We start from the raw sequence: 17,406 nt of genomic DNA, 5'->3' as shown, positions 1-17,406 counted from the left end.
CTAATTGTTGGCAAAGGGGGGGACGGAACGGGCCCGATCAGGCGCGCTTGAAGCCTGCCGGAACGAAGGGAAGAGCCGAGACCGCGACGGCGAGGCGCTTGCCGCGCACCTCGGCGAAGACGCGGGTGCCGGGGGCGGCGAGGGCGGCCGGCAGGTAGCCCATGGCGATGGGGGCCTGCAGGCTCGGCCCGAAACCGCCGGACGTCACTTGGCCGACCGCCGCGCCGGTCTCGTCTGCGAAGAGCGGCGCGCCGGCCCGCACGGGGGTGGGCCCCTCGGGGCGCAGGCCGACGCGCTTGCGCGCCGGGCCGGCCTCCAGTGCGTCGAGGATGCGTGCCGCGCCGGGAAAGCCGCCGGCCCGGGGCCCGCCACGGCGGCGCACGTTCGAAATGGCCCAGGACAGGCCGGCCTCCACCGGGTCGATGCCGGGGTGGATGTCGTTGCCGTGCAGGCACAGCCCGGCCTCGAGGCGCAGGGAATCGCGGGCGCCGAGCCCGACCGGCAGCACGTCCGGATCGGCGAGCAGCGCCTCGGCCAGGGCCTCCGCCCTGTCCTCCGGCACCGAGATCTCGAAGCCGTCCTCGCCGGTATAGCCGGAGCGTGTGACGATGGCGGAGGCGCCCAGCAGCCCGAGCATCCGCACGTCCATGAAGCGCATCCCGGCCACCTCCGGTGCGAGTCGCGCCAGGGCCGGCTCCGCGCCCGGCCCCTGCAGGGCGACGAGGGCGCGGGCCAGCACGGTCACCGTGCAGGTGTCGGAGAGATGCGCGCGGAGATAGGCCGCGTCGTCGACCTTGTTGGCGGCGTTGACCACGAGGAAGAGGCTGTCGCCGCAATGGGCGACCATGAGGTCGTCGCGGATGCCGCCCGACGCATCGAGGAGGAGCCCGTAGCGCTGGCGGCCCGGCTTCAGGCCCAGGACATCGATGGGCAGGAGGGTTTCCAGGGCGCGCGCCGCGTCGCCCACATCGCCCGAGTGCGGGGTGAGCCGGATCTGGCCCATATGCGACACGTCGAACAAGCCGGCCTGGGCCCGCGTGTGCAGGTGCTCCTTGAGGAGGCCGGCCGGGTACTGCACCGGCATGGCGTAGCCTGCGAAGGGGACCATGCGGCCGCCATGACGCAGGTGCAGGGCATGCAGGGGGGTACGGGCAACATCAGGGGACATCGGATCACTCCACGACGAACAGCCTCCGGAAGCTCGACTGAGCGTGTCCGGCTGCCCCCATCTGTCGCGGTTACCTGAGAGCTTCTCCCCGACCGCGGCTGCGGTCCGGGATTTCTCCTTCGGTGGGCGCCATCAGGCGCCTCTCTCCAGATTGTCCGACGGTACGGTGATTGTGCCTGAGAGTTTCCGGGGGTGGTTGCTCCGTCGGCGCCATGGTTCGAAGGCTTCGCTCTGTGAAACGCTCGACCTGGGCTCTCCCGTATCGTCCTTGATGACTCGGTCAGGGTTTCACATTGCACTGCGTCAGGCAAGGCGCCCTGCCCGGCCGGCGCGTTACGCTTCGGCCGATCCGTCAGTCCGGGCATGGCCTGGCGTCGACTTCGGGAACCGCGACGACTCGGGCTCGATTCCTCCAGCATGCCGATCGCATCAGGGCACGACCTCGCCGGCCCCCGCCCCCGCCGGACCCGCTCTTCAAAGTCCGTACCGGCCGCGATCGATCCTGCCCTGACGGACAAGGCGTTGGCGATCCATGCTCGCCTCTGCCCGGTCTACGGCTGCCCGATCCCCTACTTCCACAGCCTTGACCCATTGAGCGAACTCGTCTCCTCGCTCCTCTCCCACCGAACCCGCAACGCGGAGTCCGGCCGCGCCTTCAAGGCCCTGCGGGCGCGCTACCCCGACTGGGACCGGATGCTGGCCGCCCCCGTCTCCGAGATCGAGGCGACCATCGCCGGGGTGACCTGGCCCGAGCTGAAGGCGCCGCGACTGCAGGCGATCCTCTCTGCCGTGCAGGCGCGCCACGGCGCGCTCACCCTCGACTTCCTGAAGGACATGGCGGTGAAGGAGGCCCGGGCCTGGCTCGAGGCGATTCCCGGGGTCGGGCCGAAGACGAGTGCGGCGGTGCTCTCCTTCAGCATCCTGCGAATGCCCGCCCTGCCGGTGGACAGCCACCACCACCGGGTCGCCCAGCGCACCGGTCTGATCGGTCCCCGCGTCGATGTCGGGCCGTCCCACCCGATCCTGCGGGCACAGCTGCCCGCCGACTGGAGCGCGCAGGCCCTCTACGACAACCACGAGGTGCTGATGCTGCACGGGCAGAAGGTCTGTCACCACCGCAATCCCGCCTGCACCCGCTGCGTGCTCCTCGACCTCTGTCCCGAAGGTCAGGGTCGGACGGGGACCGGGGGCGCGATCCGCGAGCCCTAACGACCCCGGTCGTCCCGTGCCGACGCTCCCGTGCGATCGTCGGGGGTTTTCGCGAAGCCTTGACCGGTTCCGGCTCGGCGTCCAGAAACCGGCGCTCGGCTGCACGGGATCGACGTCCGCGGCCGCTCTCCCGCAATCCGCACGAGGACCCCGCCGCGATGACCGCGTTCAAGGAACTGGTGTTCTCGGGCGTACAGCCGACCGGGAACCTGCATCTCGGCAACTATCTCGGCGCCATCAAGCGCTTCGTCGAGATGCAGGCGCGCGATGCGCAGTGCCTCTACTGCGTCGTCGACCTGCACGCGATCACCCTGTGGCAGGACCCGGCCGCGCTGAAGGGCCAGATCCGCGAGGTCACCGCCGCGTTCCTCGCCGCCGGTATCGACCCGACGCGCTCGATCGTCTTCAACCAGAGCCAGGTGCCCCAGCACGCCGAACTCGCCTGGATCTTCAACTGCGTCGCGCGGCTCGGTTGGCTCAACCGCATGACCCAGTTCAAGGACAAGGCCGGCAAGGACCGGGAGAACGCCTCGATCGGCCTCTACGACTATCCCGTACTGATGGCGGCCGACATCCTGGCCTATCGCGCCACCCACGTGCCCGTGGGCGAGGACCAGAAGCAGCACCTCGAACTGACCCGCGACATCGCCCAGAAGTTCAACAACGATTTTTCGCAGTCGATCGCCGCCCATGGGCACGACGAAGGGGCCGGCTTCTTCCCCGTTACCGAGCCCCTGATCGGCGGGCCGGCGGCGCGCGTCATGAGCTTGCGCGACGGCACCAAGAAGATGTCAAAGTCGGACGCCTCCGACAATTCGCGGATCAACCTGACGGACGATGCCGACGCGATCGCCGCCAAGGTGCGCAAGGCCAAGACCGACCCGGACGCCCTCCCCTCCGAGGTGGCCGGCCTGGCCGGTCGGCCCGAGGCCGACAACCTGGTGGGTATCTTCGCCGCCCTGAAGGACGTCACGCGCGAGGAGGTCCTGCGCGACTTCGGCGGCGCCCAGTTCTCGGTTTTCAAGGGCGCCCTGGTCGAGCTCGCGGTCGAGACCCTGGCGCCCCTCGGCACCGAGATGAAGCGCCTCGTGGCCGACCCGGCCGAGATCGATGCGGTGCTCGCCGACGGCGCCGAGCGCGCCGAGGCCATCGCGGCGCCGACCCTCGACGCCGTCAAGGACATCGTCGGATTCGTCCGCCGCGGGCCGCGCCTGCGGATGGTCCCCTGACGAGTGAGGCGATCCGGCCTCCGACAGGGCCGGCTTCGGGAGGTGCACGATGTCCGACTGGAACCCCGCCCTCTACGCTCGCTTCGAGGATGAGCGCACGCGTCCGGCGGCCGAACTCCTCGCCCAGGTTCCGCTCGCGGCGCCGCGCCTCGCCTACGATCTCGGCTGTGGCCCCGGCAATTCCACAGCGCTGATCGCGGCCCGCTTCCCCGAGACCGAGGTCATCGGCCTCGACACCTCCCCGGCCATGCTGGAGCGAGCCCGCGAGCGCCTGCCCGGCCTCTCATTCGCGCTGGCGGACGCGGCGACCTGGCAGCCGGAGCGGGCGCCGGACCTGATCTACGCCAATGCCGTGCTGCAATGGCTGCCCGACCACCCGGTGCTGCTACCCCGTCTCTTCGGCCTCCTGGCACCCGGCGGCGTTCTCGCCGTACAGATGCCCGACAACCTCGCCGAGCCGTCGCACCGCCTGATGCGCATGGTGGCGGAAACCGGCCCCTGGGCAGCGGCGATCGGCGACCCGGCCGTGGCCGGCCGGCTCGGGCGCATGCTGGAACCGGCCGGCTATTACGATCTGCTGGCGCCGCACGCCGCCGAGGTGAATGTCTGGCGCACTGCCTATCACCACCGGATGGCAGATGCGTCCGCCATTGTCGAATGGGTCCGCGCCACGGGTTTGCGACCCTTCCTCGACCCGCTCACGCCCGACGAAGAGGCCGGGTTCCTCACCGCCTACACGGCGGCGATCGCGGAGGGGTATCCACCCCGCCGTGACGGACGGCGACTGCTCGCATTCCCTCGGGTGTTCATCGTCGCGCGACGCGCGGGCTAAAGCATTTTCAAGCGAGGTGGATTCCGGCTCGCGTGAAGACAATGCGACCACACAATAGATTTGGGCAATTTCGGTGATCCTGAGATTACCGAAATTGCCCTGACGCCGCGCCGGTTCAGCTCTCGCCGCGCGCGACCCGGGCCTCGTACTCGGGCAACTCGATCTGGCCTTCCCGCGCGACGCGGGCCTTATCCTCCTCGGGGATGACGTCGGCGACCATGTCGAGGCGCTTCCAGAGGGCGAGCGGCGTCTCCTTGTCGGGGGTGGGCACGTACCGGTTCTGCGCCACCTTCTGGTACTTGTGGATGTAGCGCGGGCAGTTGACCCAGGCCTTCGTGACCTCGACGCGGACGAGGTACTTCGCTTCCGTGTATTCGGCCATCAGGGGATCGTCGCGCAGCATCCGGGCATGGCCCTGGACGCGGACCCGGTGCGGGGTCTCGAAGTCGATGAACAGCAGCCCGACCTTCGACTGCCCCTCGATGTTGCCCATTGAATACCACATGCCGTTGCCGTCGAAGCCCGGGAACACCAGCGTGTTGCCGTCGAGCACCTTCACGAAGCCGGGGTTGCCGCCCTTGTAGGAGACAGTCGGCATGCCGTCGGGATCGACGGTGGAGAGAAAGAACATGTCCCGGCTGCCGATGAAGGCGGCTTCGGTCTCGCCGATCCTGTCCTGGACCCAGCCCGTGTCCAGGCGCTCGGCGAGCTTGACGGTTTTGAACTCTTCCTGCAGCGCGCGATGCGCGTCAGAGTAGAGCGATGCCATGGGGGTCCTCCGCGTTTCGGCTGCTCTCGTCCGGGCCGCCGTTGCCCGAGATGATCGCGGGAAACCCGTCGGAGCACAACAGGCGACGCGGCTCCGTCGCGTCCGAGCGCGCGCGGTGTGGTCCCGGGACCGCGCATCAAAAAGCCGGCGCCGCTCTCGCGACGCCGGCGCCCTCCGTCAGGGGAGGCCGGACGATGCCGGCCTCCCCGATCCCGACCTCAGTTCTTGGCCTTGTCGACCAGGGCCTTCTCGGAGATCCACGGCATCATGCCGCGCAGCTTGGCGCCGACCTCCTCGATCGGGTGAGCGGCGAGCTTGGCGCGGGTGGCCTTGAACGAGGTCTGGCCGACCTTGTTCTCCAGCATCCAGTCGCGGGTGAACTTGCCCGACTGGATGTCGTTGAGGACGCGCTTCATCTCGGCCTTGGTCTCGGGCGTGACGATGCGGGGGCCCGTGACGTACTCGCCGTACTCGGCGGTGTTCGAGATCGAGTAGTTCATGTTGGCGATGCCGCCCTCGTAGATGAGGTCTACGATGAGCTTCACCTCGTGCAGGCACTCGAAATAGGCCATCTCGGGGGCGTAGCCGCCCTCGACCAGGGTCTCGAAGCCGGCCTTGATCAGCTCGACGAGGCCGCCGCAGAGCACGGCCTGCTCGCCGAACAGGTCGGTCTCACACTCTTCCTTGAAGGTGGTCTCGATGATGCCGGCGCGGCCGCCGCCGTTGGCCGAGGCGTAGGACAGGCCGAGGTCGTGGGCGTTGCCCGAAGCGTCCTGCGCGATGGCGATCAGGGTCGGCACGCCGCCGCCCTTCAGGTACTCGCCGCGCACGGTGTGGCCGGGGCCCTTCGGGGCGACCATGAGCACGTCGAGGTCCTTGCGGGGCTCGATCAGGTTGAAGTGCACGTTAAGGCCGTGGGCGAACAGGAGGGCGGCGCCCTGCTTCATGTTCGGCTCCAGGGACTCCTTGTAGATGTCGCCCTGGAGCTCGTCCGGGGTCAGCATCATGACGACGTCGGCCTGCTTGGCGGCCTCGGCCACCGACATCACCGTGAAGCCCTCGTGCTCCGCCTTCTTGGCGGTGGCCGAGCCCTCGCGCAGGGCGATGACGATGTCCTTGACGCCCGAATCGCGCAGGTTGAGCGCGTGGGCATGACCCTGGCTGCCGTAGCCGACGATGACGACCTTCTTGCCCTTGATCAGGTTGAGGTCGGCGTCACGATCGTAATAGACCCGCATGGCGGTACCTTCTCTTTTCTCTCGATTGGGCATGAAATCGGCATGAGTGCGCTCCGGCGCCCTCATCTGAAACGACATCCGCGCGGCCGTGCGATCGCGGAGCTTTTAGCGAGGCGATCCCCTTGACGGAAGGGGCATTGTCGCATGCCCCGTCCTTTGCCGCCCCTGTGCCGCGCTCAGGCCGGCAGTTTGAGGCCTTCGCGGCCGAAGACCGCCTGCACGGCGGGGCGCGCGGCCATGGCCCGGGCATGGGCCGTCCAGGCCGGGAAGCGCTCGGCCATGTCGAAGCCGAGCGCCGGACCCCGGCCCCAGGTCCAGAACAGCAGCAGGTAGGGATCGGCGATGCTGTAGGCCTCGCCGACGGCCCAGCCGCCGTTGGAGAGCTTGACCTCGGTCATCGTGAACAGGTCGCCGCAGGTCTCGGCGCCCCTGGCCTGGATGCCCGGGAAGGCCGTTTCGTCGTTCGAGTACCGCTCGGCCCGGCGGATATGCGCGTAGGCGATGTGGTGGCCGGTGGAGAGCCAGCCGAGCCACTCGTCGACCCGGGCCTGGTCGCGTGGATCCTGCGGCCACAGGCCGGCCTCGGGATGCACGCGCGCGATGTGGCGCAGGATCGCGGTGTTCTCCGTGAGCACCCAATCGCCCTCCGCCAGCGCCGGGACCCGGCCGCGCTCGTTGACGGCAAGGTAGGTGGGCGCCCGCTGGTCGCCCTTGGCGAGGTCGAGCCGTACCGTCTCGTAGGGTGCACCGGTCTCCTCGAGGGCGATATGGGAGGCGAGCGAGCAGGCGCCGGGGGCGTAGTAGAGCGTGGTCATGTGATCTCTGGAGCGTTCCAGGTGATGCCGATCAACGTCGCGAGCGTCCCGCGAACCTCGGTGAGGACAGAGTTCGGCACGGAGCCGATGGACCGGCAGATGCGTACGTTCCCGTCGATCGAGCGGACCCCATCGACCAGAACGGCTCCCGCGATGCCAGACCTTGGGACCTACATCGGCTCGGCGCCGCGTCCCATCGCGGCGATGCCGGTGCGGGAGATCTCCACGAGGCCGATCACCGTCATCAGGCCGATGAAGCGGTCGATCTCCTCGGTGGTGCCGGTGACCTCGAACACGAAGGAGTTCAGGGTCGCGTCCAGGGTCTTGGCGCCGAAGGCCGCCGCGAGGGTCAGCGATTCGGTGCGGTGCTCGCCGGTGCCCGCCACCTTGACGAGGCAGAGTTCGCGCTCGAGGGCCTTGCCCTGGAGCGTGAGGTCGACGACCCGGTGCACCGGCACGAGTCGGTCGAGCTGCGCCTTGATCTGCTGGATCACCGCATCGGTGCCGGCGGTGACGATGGTGATGCGGGAGAGATGGCGCGCCACCTCGGTCTCCGACACCGTCAGGCTCTCGATGTTGTAGCCCCGTCCCGAGAACATCCCCGAGATCCGGGCGAGCACGCCGGGCTCGTTGTCGACGATGACGGCCAGGGTGTGCCGGTTGATCGGCTCGACCCGGCCGGCATCGGGATAGTGCGTGTTCATGGCGTTCATGGCGTGCCCCGGACCTTCGTCTGCGATGGCGTGTCGTGAGTGGCCCGGCGGGGCCGATCGGAGAAGGACCGGGCGCGCGGCGCCCGATCCGGATGCGTCAGGATGGGTCCGGAGGCTCAGACCAGCATCTTGCCCTCTTCGGAGATGACGTCCCCGATCTCGACCCCGGTCTCGCCGAGGTAGTCGGACAGCAGCATCTCGTTGTGCGCCTTGCCCGACGGGATCATCGGGAAGCAGTTCTCCTTCTTGTCGACGACGCAGTCGAAGACGACCGGGCCGTCATAGTCGAGCATCTCGGCGATCGCTGCGTCGAGGTCGCCCGGCTTCTCGCAGCGGATGCCCTTGGCGCCGTAGGCCTCGGCCAGCTTCACGAAGTCCGGCAGGCTCTCGGAGTAGCTCTGCGAGTAGCGCGAGCCGTGCAGCAGCTCCTGCCACTGGCGCACCATGCCCATGTACTCGTTGTTCAGGATGAAGATCTTGACCGGCAGGCGGTACTGAACCGCCGTGGACAGCTCCTGCATGTTCATCAGGATCGAAGCCTCGCCGGCGATGTCGATGACGAGCCCGTCCGGGTGGGCGAGCTGCGTGCCGATGGCCGCCGGCAAGCCGTAGCCCATGGTGCCGAGGCCGCCGGAGGTCATCCAGCGATTCGGCTCGTCGAACTTGAAGTACTGCGCCGCCCACATCTGGTGCTGGCCGACCTCGGTGGTGACGTAGGTCTCCCGGTCCTTGCAGGCCTCGTAGAGGCGCTGGACGGCGTATTGCGGCTTGATGATCGTGCCCGACGGCCAGTAGGCGAGGCAGTCGCGCGCCTTCCAGGTGCGGATCTTGGTCCACCAATCCTCCAGGCGGGCCGTGTCCGGCTGGCGCGGCAGCGCCTTCCAGGCGGCGAGCATGTCTTCCAGCACCGAGCCGCAATCGCCGACGATCCCGACATCGACCTTGACGACCTTGTTGATCGAGGAGGCATCGATATCGACGTGGATCTTCTTCGAGAAAGGCGCGAAGGCGTCGAGGCGGCCGGTGATGCGGTCGTCGAAGCGCGCGCCGATGCAGACCATGACGTCGCATTCGTGCATCGCCAGGTTCGCCTCGTAGGTCCCGTGCATGCCGAGCATGCCGAGGAACTTGTCGTCCGAGGCCGGGAAGGCGCCCAGGCCCATCAGGGTCGAGGTGACGGGAAAGCCGGTCTCGGCGGCGAGCCTGCGCAGCAGGGCCGAGGCGTGCGGGCCGGCATTGATGACGCCGCCGCCGGTGTACAGGATCGGCCGGCGGGCGGAGGCCATCAGCTCGACGGCCGCCCGGATCTGAGCCGCATCGCCCTTGAAGGCCGGCTTGTAGGTCTTGTGGCCGTTCTGGGTCGGACGCTCGTAGACGCCCGACGCGAACTGCACGTCCTTCGGCAGGTCGATGACGACCGGGCCGGGCCGGCCGTTGGCGGCGACGTAGAACGCCTCGTGCAGGATGCGGGGCAGATCGTCGATCGATTTGACCAGGTAGTTGTGCTTCGTGCAGTGGCGCGTGATGCCGACCGTGTCGCACTCCTGGAAGGCGTCCGTTCCGATCAGGTGCGTGGGAACCTGGCCGGTGATGCAGACGAGCGGGATCGAATCGAGCAGCGCGTCGGTCAGGCCGGTGATGATGTTGGTGGCGCCGGGTCCCGATGTGACCAGGACGCAGCCGACCTTGCCGGACGAGCGCGCATAGCCCTCGGCCGCATGGACGGCGCCCTGCTCATGGCGCACCAGGATGTGCTTGAGGGTCTCCTGGTGGAAGAGCGCGTCGTAGATCGGCAGCACCGCGCCGCCGGGATACCCGAACAGCGTGTCGACACCCTGATCCTGAAACGCCCGGATGACCATTTCGGCCCCGGTCATGACCTCGCCGCCCATCGTCCTGCTCCTTGAAACTGTCTGTGCTGTTCGTGTCGTCCGGCGCGTCGCGGCAATAAAAAAGGGCCCCGAGGGACCCTGCATGCGCCACCATTCGGATCGCGGACCCTGTTGTCAGGTCCGCCCCGTCGGTGGCGCTTCCGTTACGATAAGGATGGCACGCATCGCGTCGTTGTCCGCCTCGTTCGTCCGCCCGACAAGGCGAATCGAAAATCGTGTGGCGTGTCTTACCGAAGGCGGCGACACCGGTCAACGCCGGGGCGCACGATCTTGCCGGTTCCGGCGTCGCACGTTCCCGGGCAACGGGCCCAGACAACGGACGCCGAATCCGGACCGGATTACTCGACCGGAACTTCCCCGAGGATGGCGCCGGTCTTCGGGTCCGCATCGAACCGCATCCGTCGTCCGTCCTTGATCCCCTCGCCGTCCCAGTGTCCGTCGTCGGCTTCGAGCTTGGTGATCTCGCTGTAACCCGCATTCTTCAGGGCCTGCTTCGCCTGAGCCGGGGTGAGCCAATCGGCGCTCGGAACCTCGGCCCGGGCCATCCCGGCGACCGCGAGGAGAACGAGGGTCAGGGCGGCGGTACGGACGGTCTGGGCGGGTCGGGACATGTGAGGACTCCTGGGATGAGAGGTCCCGGCGGGCGCAGGCGCGCGGGGTCTCACTATATTAGGGCGGAGGGCCGGCGCCGCGAGGGCGCGACCTCGGCCGAGGCCACGGATTCGTGTTTGCTCCCCGCCGCATCGCCGTCCTATCAAGGCCGATGTCCGATGTCGGATCGCGTCCGGTCCCCGCCCGTCCACAAGGATCCCCGCCCCTGTCCGAGACCAGCGCCTTCCTCCTCCTGGACGTGGCGGGCGTCGCCTGCGCGCTCGCGCGCACGTCGGTGAGCGAGGTGCTGCCGCTGCCGGACCTGCACGCGCCGCCGGCCGGGGGTGGGCCGTTCGCGGGCTTCCTCAATCTCGGAGGCCGCCCGGTGCCCGTGGTCGACCTCGCCCGGCTCCTCGGCCTGCGCACGGACGCCGCGCGCCGCGACGCCGAAGAGGCCTACCGGCACATCCTCCTCGATGCGCCGCGGGGCATCGGTTTCCTGGTCGACCGCGTCGAGGACCTGATCACGGTGGAGGCGGCGGCGCTCCGCCCGGTCGCGGCGGAGCGGACCCTCAACGGCTGCGTCGTCGCCGAGATCGCCCGGGATGACGGCCTAGTCCACGTGCTCGGCCTGGCCCACCTCCTCACGGCGGAGGAGCGGGCCCGCCTGTCGGCCCTGACCGATGCGGCGGCCGAGCGCCTCGCCGCCCTGTCGGCCGTCTGACCCGGCCGCCACCCGGTATGCAGCAACCATGACGCGTCCGCCGCGCTCAGGCCCGGAGGTCGATCCGGGCTTTCCGGCCCTCAAGGCCCGGATCATCGCCCGCACCGGCCATCACTACTATGCCGACAAAGACGACCTCCTGTTCGACCGCCTGCGCAAACGCTTCCGGGTGCTCGGGCTCGCGGATGCGACGGCCTATGCCGCCTGCCTCGACGACCGCCTGACCGGCGGCCCGGAATGGGCCGCGCTGGAGGCCGAGATCACCATCGGCGAGACGTTCTTCTTCCGCTACGCCGAACAGTTCGCGGCCCTGCGCACCACCATCCTGCCCGCCCTGATCGCCGCCCGCGCCCCCGAGCGTACCCTCCGGGTCTGGAGCGCCGGCTGCTCCACCGGAGCCGAGCCCTACTCGATCGCCATCCTGCTGCACGAACTCCTGGGAACCGCCCTGCCGGAGTGGCGGGTCTCGATCCTGGGCACCGACATCAGCACGGCCGCCCTCGAGACCGCGCGGGCGGGGATCTACGGCCGCTGGGCGCTGCGGACCCTGCCCCTCGGCGAGCGCCTGCGCTACTTCGTGCCCGGCCCGGCCGTCGCGGGACCCGGCCGCGACGGCACCTACGCCCTGCGGCCGGAATTCCGCCGCATGGTGCGCTTCGAGCGGCGCAACCTGATGGACCTCCTCGACGTCCGCACCGCACAGCCCCTGGCGGAGTTCGACCTCGTCCTCTGCCGCAACGTGCTCATCTACTTCGAGGCCGAGGTCGTGCTCGGCATCGTGCGCGCCCTCGGCCGGCGCCTGACCCCCGAGGGCTGGCTCCTGATCGGGCATGCCGAGCCGAACCCGGCCATCGCGGCGATGCTGGAACCCGTGAACCTGCCCGGAACCGTCGCCTATCGGCCACGGGGCGCCGGCGCCCCGGTCCTCCCTCCGCCGCCCTGGGTCCCGGAGTTCGTCCCCGAGCCCGCCCCGGTCGCCCCGCCCATGCCGGCCATCGGGCAGCCGGAGGCGGCCGAGTTCGGCTCGTCCAAATCCGACCTGCCCGACCCGACCCTGCTCGACTTCCCCGGGCCCCCCGGCGCGGATGCGGTGGAGCCCCCGGACCTTTCGGTGCGACCGGACGATCCGGCCCGCATCCGGGCCCTGGCCGATGCCGGCGAGACCGCGGAGGCCTGGCGGGCGGTCCGGGCGGCGATCCGCGCTGCGCCGACCGATCCCGTCCTGCACTACTATGACGGCCTCCTCGCCCACAGCCTCGGGCGCGAGGCCGAGGCCGAGCGGGCCTGGCGCGGCGCGCTCTACCTCGACCGCACCTTCGTCATGGCGCATTACCAGCTCGGCTTGCTGATGATCGGCCTCGGCCGGCGGGCGGACGCGGTGCGGGCCCTCGACAACGCGATCCGTCTGGCCCAATCCCTGGCGCCGGATGCGGTGGTGGCCGAGGGCGACGGGCTCGGCCCGCACGAGATCGCGCGCAGCGCCGCCCTTGCCCGTGCCGGCGTGACAGGAGAAGGGCCGTGACGCAGACCCGGGCCGAAGCCCCCGCCGCCCGCCTGAAGGCCCTGCGCGCCGAGCGCTCCCGCCTGCTCGCCGGGCGTGGACGGGGGACGGCTGAGGCCGCCGGGCCGACGCGGGCCGTTCTCGTCTGCGCCTGCGGCGACGACCGCTTCGCCCTCGCCCTCGCCCAGGTGGCCCAGGTGCTGCCGGCCCGGCCGGTGACCCCCCTCCCCGGTGCCCCGGCGGCGGTCCTCGGGCTCATCGCCATCTCCGGCCGGGTCGTCAGCCTGATCGCCCTCGCCCGTGCCCTCGGACGCGGCGCCGCGGCGGCCAGCGACGAGGGCCACGTGGTCCTCGTGCGGGGCGCTGGGGTTCCGGTGGCGCTCGCCGTCGACCGCGTCCTCGGTGTCGCCGAAATCGCCGAGGCGACGGACGTTCCGGCCCTCGCCGAGGCCGGTTTGAGCACGGAGGCGGTTTCGGGGTATGCCCCGCCCGGCGCCGGACCGGACGGGGAACCCGGGTTCGTCGTCGTCGATCTGCCGCGTCTCCTGCGCCGGTACCTGCCGTGACCGTCCCTGCCGCGCTGCCGCGCCGGCGGTGAGCCTTCTTCGTACTGCCGAGACCCGGGGCCGTCCTGCCTCGGTCCCGCTCGAATTCCCGGAGCCTGGAGCCCCTCGTGTCGATCTCGATCGGAAAACGCATCCTCCTCGGCTTCGTCGCCATCACCATCGTCATCGTGGCGCTCGGCTTCTATGCCCTGGGGCAGATCGGCGTGGTGCGCGACACGACCGACGGCATCGTCACCCGCGACCTGACGGTGGCGCGCCAGCTCGACGATCTCGCCAACAAGGCCCGCGACATGGGCCTCCAGCGCCGCAACGCCATCATCGCGCTGCTGATGCGGGCGCGGGGCGGCCCGGAGCGGGATGACGGCTCCGCCTCCTGGCGCCGGTCCGCCGCCGAGGCCGAGGCGATCCTCGCCGAACTCGTGCGCGCGACGGACAGCTACCGGGCCCGGTCGGCCTCCGAAGAGCGCAGTCTCGCCTGGCGCAAGGTGAACGGCATCGCCATCGAGGCCGTGGCCGAACTGCGCGAGCTGCGCAGTGCGAGCGAGGCGCAATTCGCCGCGATCGCCGCCAAGGACGTGGACGGGGTCGAGGCCCGCAACGAGTCGTTGAACCGAAGCCAGGAGCTGTTCCTCAGCGACATCGAGCGCACCCGCAGCGCCCTCGACGAGGGCATCGCCGCCGGCCAGCGCAGCGTGGCCGATCTCTACGAGCGCAGCCGCCTCTCCATCCTGCTCACGCTGGGCGCCTGCATCGTTCTCAGCATCCTCATCACCCTGCTGATCAGCCGGGCCGTGGTGCGGCCTCTCGAGGCGGTGATGGCCTTCGCCGAGCGCGTCGGTGAGGGCGACCTCTCGGGGACCCTTGAGGCCCGGGGCAAGGACGAGATCGGCCGTCTCGGCCGCACCCTGAACCGCATGGTGGCGGGCCTGGCCGACCTCGCCCGGACCAACCGGGCCGCGACCTCGGACCTCAACGCGGCGGCGGCCGAGATCCGCGCCTCCGCCCAGGAGCAGGCGGCCAGCGTCGAGGAGCAGTTCGCCGCCGTGCAGGAGACCGCCGCCACGGTCGACGAGATCACCCATTCCGGCGCGCAGATCGGCAAGCGGGCCGGCGAGGTCATCGCCACGGCCCAGTCGACGGCCCAGACCTCCCGCGCCGGCCTGCGCGCGGTGGCCGACACCGCGCGGGCGATGGATTCGATCCGCGAGCAGGCCGAGGCGGTGGCCGGCAACATCGTCGCCCTCTCCGAGAAGACCCAGGCGATCGGCGACATCATCACCACCGTCAACGACATCTCGGAACGCACCCATCTCCTGGCGCTGAACGCCGCCATCGAGGCGGCGGCGGCCGGCGAGAGCGGGCGCAGCTTCGCGGTGGTCGCCTCGGAGATGAAGCTCCTGGCCGATCAGGCCAAGGCGGCCACCGGGCAGGTCCGGACGATCCTCGGCGAGATCCAGCGCGGCATCAACACCTCGGTCATGCTCACCGAGGAGGCGGTCAAGCGCGCCGCCGCGGGCAAGGCTCGCTCCGACACCACCCAGCGGACCATCGAGGAGATCACCGCCCGGGTCGAGGAGAGCGTCCAGACCTTCCAGCAGATCGTCGCCTCGACGAACCAGCAGCAGCTCGGCATCGAGCAGGTGATGGGCGCCCTGCAGAACATCCGCCAGGCGAGCCAGCAGACGGCGGCCGGCACCCGCGAGGTCGAGGCGGCCTCCGCCAACCTCACCGAACTCGCCCAGGCCCTGATGACGCTCGCCGAGCGCTACCGGCACTGAGCGGACTTCCACGGTTGGGGGACCTCCGGTTTCGCGGGGCATGCATGATGAACGAATGGCTTCGCGCGGATTCCGGAGGTGCGGAATCCGCCGCAACCCTGGGGCGACTTTAGGCGACCGATGGACATTCGCCAGCTTCTACTCGCGGCGTTCGAGGTCGAGCACCGCGAGCACATCGATGCGATCCGTGCCGCCCTCGGAGGCGAGGACGGCGAGCACGCGCCCGATTGGAACGACGTCTTCCGGCGGGCGCACAGCCTGAAGGGCGCCTCCCGGGCCGTCGACCTGCCGGCGGTGGAGGCGGTGGCCCATCGCCTGGAGACCCTGTTCGAGCGCGTGGTGGCGCAGGAGGGCGGTCTCTCGCGCACCGCCACCGCTGCCGTGCACCTCGCCCTCGACCGGATCGAGGCCTACGTCGCCGGGTTGACCGACGGGACGGGCCCGGACATGCCGGCCGATGCCCTCGCGGCCCTGGACCGCGCCCTCGATCCGCAGGCCGCCGCATTGCCCGAGACGGACCGGGCGCCGGACACGGCCCCCACCGCGGCGCCGGCCACCGATCCTGCCCCGCCCGTCGCCACGGCTTCGAAATCCGCACCGTCCGAAGCCCCCACCGAGGTCGCCCAGACCCTCCTGCGGGTGCCTGCGGACGCGGTCGAAGCGCTGACGCGGGCCACACACGAACTGGCCAGTGCCCTCGGGGGCGAGGCCGTGCTGGCCGAGGGCATCGCCCGCCTGGGCCGCCGGGCCGCCGACCTCGCTCGTCTCGCCGAGCGCCGGCGCGGCGCCCGCGGATCGGAGCCGGAGGGCGATGCGCGGGCCTTGGAGACCGGACTCCTCGCCCTGGCGCGCGATGCCGCCGACCTGGCACGGGTTCGCAGCGCCCTCGCATCCTCGGTCGAGGGCGCCATGGCCCGGGTCGCCGGCGAGGCCGAGCGCCTGGCGCTGGTCCCGGCCGAGACCGCCTTCGGGGGATTCGCGCGAGCCCTGCGCGACCACGCGCGCGAGGCGGACCGCGCCATCACGGTGACCGCGCGCGGTCTCGACCTGCCGGTCGATCGCGGGATGCTTCAGGTCCTCAAGGACCCCGTCCTGCACGCCCTGCGCAACGCCTTGAGCCATGGGGCCGAACCCCCCGAGACGCGCCGGCACCTCGGCAAGCCCGACGCCCTGGCCATCGGCCTCGACGTCGAGGTCCAGGGGGGGCGCCTGGTCGTCCGGGTCCACGATGACGGCCGGGGGCCGGACCTCGCGGCCATCGCCGACACCGCCCGGCGCCGGGGCCTGCTCTCGGCCGACGCCGATCCCGGGCCGGAAGCGCTCCTCGCCCTGGTCTTCGAGCCCGGCTTCTCAACTGCCTCCGCCATCGACACCCTCTCGGGGCGCGGCATCGGTCTCTCGGTGGTGGCGGACGCGGCGCGCCGGCTCGGCGGCACGGTTCGCCTCCTGCCGCGCAGCCCTTTCGGCACCGAACTCGTCATGGCGCTGCCGCTCTCGGCCGCCCGCCGGGCGATGCTTCTCGTCCGGGGCGGCGGGATCACCTACGCGATCCCCAGCGCGTCGGCCGAGCGCCTGCTGCGCCTGGATCGCAGCGACCTCGCGCAGGTGATGGGCCGCACCGTGGCGCAGGTGGAGATCGGCGGCAGCCCCGTCAGCGTGCCGGTGCTGGATCTGGCAAGCCTTCTCGGCCTGCCGGATCGCGCGGAGGAGGCCGGGGCCACCTGCCCGGCGATCCTGCTCCGTGGCAACGGGCGCCGCTGCGTCCTCGCCGTCGATGCGTTGTCCGATGTGACCACCCTGCGGGTGTTGCCGGCCCCGCCGATCGGGACCGATCCGCGGCTGGTCACCGGAACCGTGATTCTGCCGGGGGATCGGCCCGCTCTCGTCCTCGATGCCGAGGGGCTGGTCGCATGGGCGGGCGAGGCCGGCTCGGCCGCGGCACCGCAACCCACAGGCAGTCGCGGAACGATCGCGCAGGCGCCACGTTCGACGATCCTCGTGGTGGACGATTCGATCACCACGCGAACCTTGGAGAAGGGTATCTTGGAAGCGGCGGGATACCGCGTCGTCGTTTGCGTCGACGGCCAGGATGCGCTCGACCGCTTGCGGGCGGGCATCGAACCCGTAGATCTCGTCGTCGCCGACGTGGAGATGCCGCGTCTCGACGGCTTCGGCCTCCTGAAGGCCCTGCGGGCTGAGGAGGCTTTCGCGCAGCTGCCGGTCATCCTGATGACCTCGCGCGGCGATGCGGAGGACGTGGCCCGCGGCCTCGACCTCGGGGCGGACGCCTACCTGACGAAGCAGACCTTCGACCAGCGCAAACTCCTCGACACCATCGGGCAATTGCTGTGACCGGACACGCGCGGGACGGATCGACGCCG

The 17,406-nt window shown here is 70.5% G+C and carries 15 protein-coding genes and 1 riboswitch; of the genes, 8 read left to right on the top strand and 7 right to left on the bottom strand.

The window, feature by feature from the left end; translation table 11 throughout:
• Positions 1 to 37: 37 nt before the first annotated feature.
• On the bottom strand, positions 38 to 1,168 hold the full coding sequence (gcvT, locus tag ASG51_RS19915; RefSeq protein WP_056382624.1) for a glycine cleavage system aminomethyltransferase GcvT: 1,131 nt from the start codon (positions 1,166 to 1,168) through the stop codon (positions 38 to 40).
• A gap of 51 nt (positions 1,169 to 1,219) precedes the next feature.
• Positions 1,220 to 1,328, bottom strand: a riboswitch (glycine riboswitch).
• Positions 1,329 to 1,585: 257 nt separating this feature from the next.
• Here gcvT and ASG51_RS19910 point away from each other — a divergent pair.
• The 3 genes from ASG51_RS19910 to tam all read left to right on the top strand — a co-directional run bounded on the left by ASG51_RS19910 (position 1,586) and on the right by tam (position 4,438).
• Complete coding sequence (locus ASG51_RS19910; RefSeq protein ID WP_082514140.1) at positions 1,586 to 2,377, top strand: Fe-S cluster assembly protein HesB; 792 nt, start codon at positions 1,586 to 1,588, stop codon at positions 2,375 to 2,377.
• Between the two features lie 158 nt (positions 2,378 to 2,535).
• A complete protein-coding gene (trpS, locus tag ASG51_RS19905) occupies positions 2,536 to 3,606 on the top strand; it encodes a tryptophan--tRNA ligase (RefSeq protein ID WP_056219945.1) in 1,071 nt (356 codons plus the stop codon).
• Positions 3,607 to 3,655: 49 nt separating this feature from the next.
• On the top strand, positions 3,656 to 4,438 hold the full coding sequence (gene tam, locus ASG51_RS19900; protein WP_056382622.1) for a trans-aconitate 2-methyltransferase: 783 nt from the start codon (positions 3,656 to 3,658) through the stop codon (positions 4,436 to 4,438).
• 115 nt (positions 4,439 to 4,553) lie between these two features.
• Here the strand turns inward: tam and ASG51_RS19895 are convergent, their stop codons facing one another.
• The 6 genes from ASG51_RS19895 to ASG51_RS19870 all read right to left on the bottom strand — a co-directional run bounded on the left by ASG51_RS19895 (position 4,554) and on the right by ASG51_RS19870 (position 10,476).
• A complete protein-coding gene (locus ASG51_RS19895; RefSeq protein WP_056219939.1) occupies positions 4,554 to 5,207 on the bottom strand; it encodes a pyridoxamine 5'-phosphate oxidase family protein in 654 nt (217 codons plus the stop codon).
• Positions 5,208 to 5,425: 218 nt separating this feature from the next.
• Positions 5,426 to 6,445, bottom strand: coding sequence for a ketol-acid reductoisomerase (ilvC, locus tag ASG51_RS19890; protein WP_056219936.1), 1,020 nt, complete (start codon positions 6,443 to 6,445; stop codon positions 5,426 to 5,428).
• A 176-nt stretch (positions 6,446 to 6,621) separates the two neighbouring features.
• Positions 6,622 to 7,260, bottom strand: a complete 639-nt coding sequence (locus tag ASG51_RS19885) for a glutathione S-transferase family protein (RefSeq protein ID WP_056382620.1) — start codon at positions 7,258 to 7,260, stop codon at positions 6,622 to 6,624.
• A 170-nt stretch (positions 7,261 to 7,430) separates the two neighbouring features.
• Positions 7,431 to 7,973, bottom strand: coding sequence for an acetolactate synthase small subunit (gene ilvN, locus ASG51_RS19880; RefSeq protein WP_056183565.1), 543 nt, complete (start codon positions 7,971 to 7,973; stop codon positions 7,431 to 7,433).
• Between the two features lie 116 nt (positions 7,974 to 8,089).
• Entirely contained in the window at positions 8,090 to 9,865 is a 1,776-nt protein-coding gene (locus tag ASG51_RS19875) for an acetolactate synthase 3 large subunit (RefSeq protein ID WP_056219930.1), read from the bottom strand.
• A 338-nt stretch (positions 9,866 to 10,203) separates the two neighbouring features.
• Positions 10,204 to 10,476 (bottom strand): PepSY domain-containing protein, encoded by a 273-nt coding sequence (locus ASG51_RS19870; protein ID WP_056382618.1) that lies wholly within the window; start codon positions 10,474 to 10,476, stop codon positions 10,204 to 10,206.
• 152 nt (positions 10,477 to 10,628) lie between these two features.
• Here ASG51_RS19870 and ASG51_RS19865 point away from each other — a divergent pair, with 152 nt between their 5' ends.
• The 5 genes from ASG51_RS19865 to ASG51_RS19845 all read left to right on the top strand — a co-directional run bounded on the left by ASG51_RS19865 (position 10,629) and on the right by ASG51_RS19845 (position 17,377).
• Positions 10,629 to 11,180 (top strand): chemotaxis protein CheW, encoded by a 552-nt coding sequence (locus ASG51_RS19865; RefSeq protein ID WP_082514138.1) that lies wholly within the window; start codon positions 10,629 to 10,631, stop codon positions 11,178 to 11,180.
• Positions 11,181 to 11,208: 28 nt separating this feature from the next.
• Positions 11,209 to 12,702, top strand: coding sequence for a protein-glutamate O-methyltransferase CheR (locus ASG51_RS19860; protein ID WP_056382615.1), 1,494 nt, complete (start codon positions 11,209 to 11,211; stop codon positions 12,700 to 12,702).
• Positions 12,699 to 13,247 carry a chemotaxis protein CheW gene (locus tag ASG51_RS19855; RefSeq protein WP_056382613.1) on the top strand — a complete coding sequence of 183 codons (549 nt, stop codon included), beginning with the start codon at positions 12,699 to 12,701 and terminating at the stop codon, positions 13,245 to 13,247. The genes ASG51_RS19860 and ASG51_RS19855 overlap by 4 nt, the downstream gene beginning before the upstream one ends.
• A 107-nt stretch (positions 13,248 to 13,354) precedes the next feature.
• The gene (locus ASG51_RS19850; protein WP_056382611.1) at positions 13,355 to 15,025 is read left to right on the top strand and encodes a methyl-accepting chemotaxis protein; all 1,671 of its coding nucleotides are present in this window, start codon (positions 13,355 to 13,357) and stop codon (positions 15,023 to 15,025) included.
• Between the two features lie 120 nt (positions 15,026 to 15,145).
• Positions 15,146 to 17,377: a response regulator gene (locus ASG51_RS19845; RefSeq protein ID WP_056382609.1), complete on the top strand. Its 2,232-nt coding sequence runs from the start codon at positions 15,146 to 15,148 to the stop codon at positions 17,375 to 17,377.
• Positions 17,378 to 17,406: the final 29 nt, after the last annotated feature.

It is taken from the genome of Methylobacterium sp. Leaf465, from assembly GCF_001424705.1.
Taxonomy (GTDB): Bacteria; Pseudomonadota; Alphaproteobacteria; order Rhizobiales; family Beijerinckiaceae; genus Methylobacterium.
This window is presented reverse-complemented; position numbering and strand designations above follow the sequence as displayed.

Bases quoted from the DNA above. Each gene is read 5' to 3' on its own strand.
- gcvT (WP_056382624.1), bottom strand. From the start codon at position 1,168: ATGTCCCCTGATGTTGCCCGTACCCCCCTGCATGCCCTGCACCTGCGT.
- ASG51_RS19910 (WP_082514140.1), top strand. From the start codon at position 1,586: ATGCCGATCGCATCAGGGCACGACCTCGCCGGCCCCCGCCCCCGCCGG.
- trpS (WP_056219945.1), top strand. From the start codon at position 2,536: ATGACCGCGTTCAAGGAACTGGTGTTCTCGGGCGTACAGCCGACCGGG.
- tam (WP_056382622.1), top strand. From the start codon at position 3,656: ATGTCCGACTGGAACCCCGCCCTCTACGCTCGCTTCGAGGATGAGCGC.
- ASG51_RS19895 (WP_056219939.1), bottom strand. From the start codon at position 5,207: ATGGCATCGCTCTACTCTGACGCGCATCGCGCGCTGCAGGAAGAGTTC.
- ilvC (WP_056219936.1), bottom strand. From the start codon at position 6,445: ATGCGGGTCTATTACGATCGTGACGCCGACCTCAACCTGATCAAGGGC.
- ASG51_RS19885 (WP_056382620.1), bottom strand. From the start codon at position 7,260: ATGACCACGCTCTACTACGCCCCCGGCGCCTGCTCGCTCGCCTCCCAT.
- ilvN (WP_056183565.1), bottom strand. From the start codon at position 7,973: ATGAACGCCATGAACACGCACTATCCCGATGCCGGCCGGGTCGAGCCG.
- ASG51_RS19875 (WP_056219930.1), bottom strand. From the start codon at position 9,865: ATGGGCGGCGAGGTCATGACCGGGGCCGAAATGGTCATCCGGGCGTTT.
- ASG51_RS19870 (WP_056382618.1), bottom strand. From the start codon at position 10,476: ATGTCCCGACCCGCCCAGACCGTCCGTACCGCCGCCCTGACCCTCGTT.
- ASG51_RS19865 (WP_082514138.1), top strand. From the start codon at position 10,629: ATGTCCGATGTCGGATCGCGTCCGGTCCCCGCCCGTCCACAAGGATCC.
- ASG51_RS19860 (WP_056382615.1), top strand. From the start codon at position 11,209: ATGACGCGTCCGCCGCGCTCAGGCCCGGAGGTCGATCCGGGCTTTCCG.
- ASG51_RS19845 (WP_056382609.1), top strand. From the start codon at position 15,146: ATGGACATTCGCCAGCTTCTACTCGCGGCGTTCGAGGTCGAGCACCGC.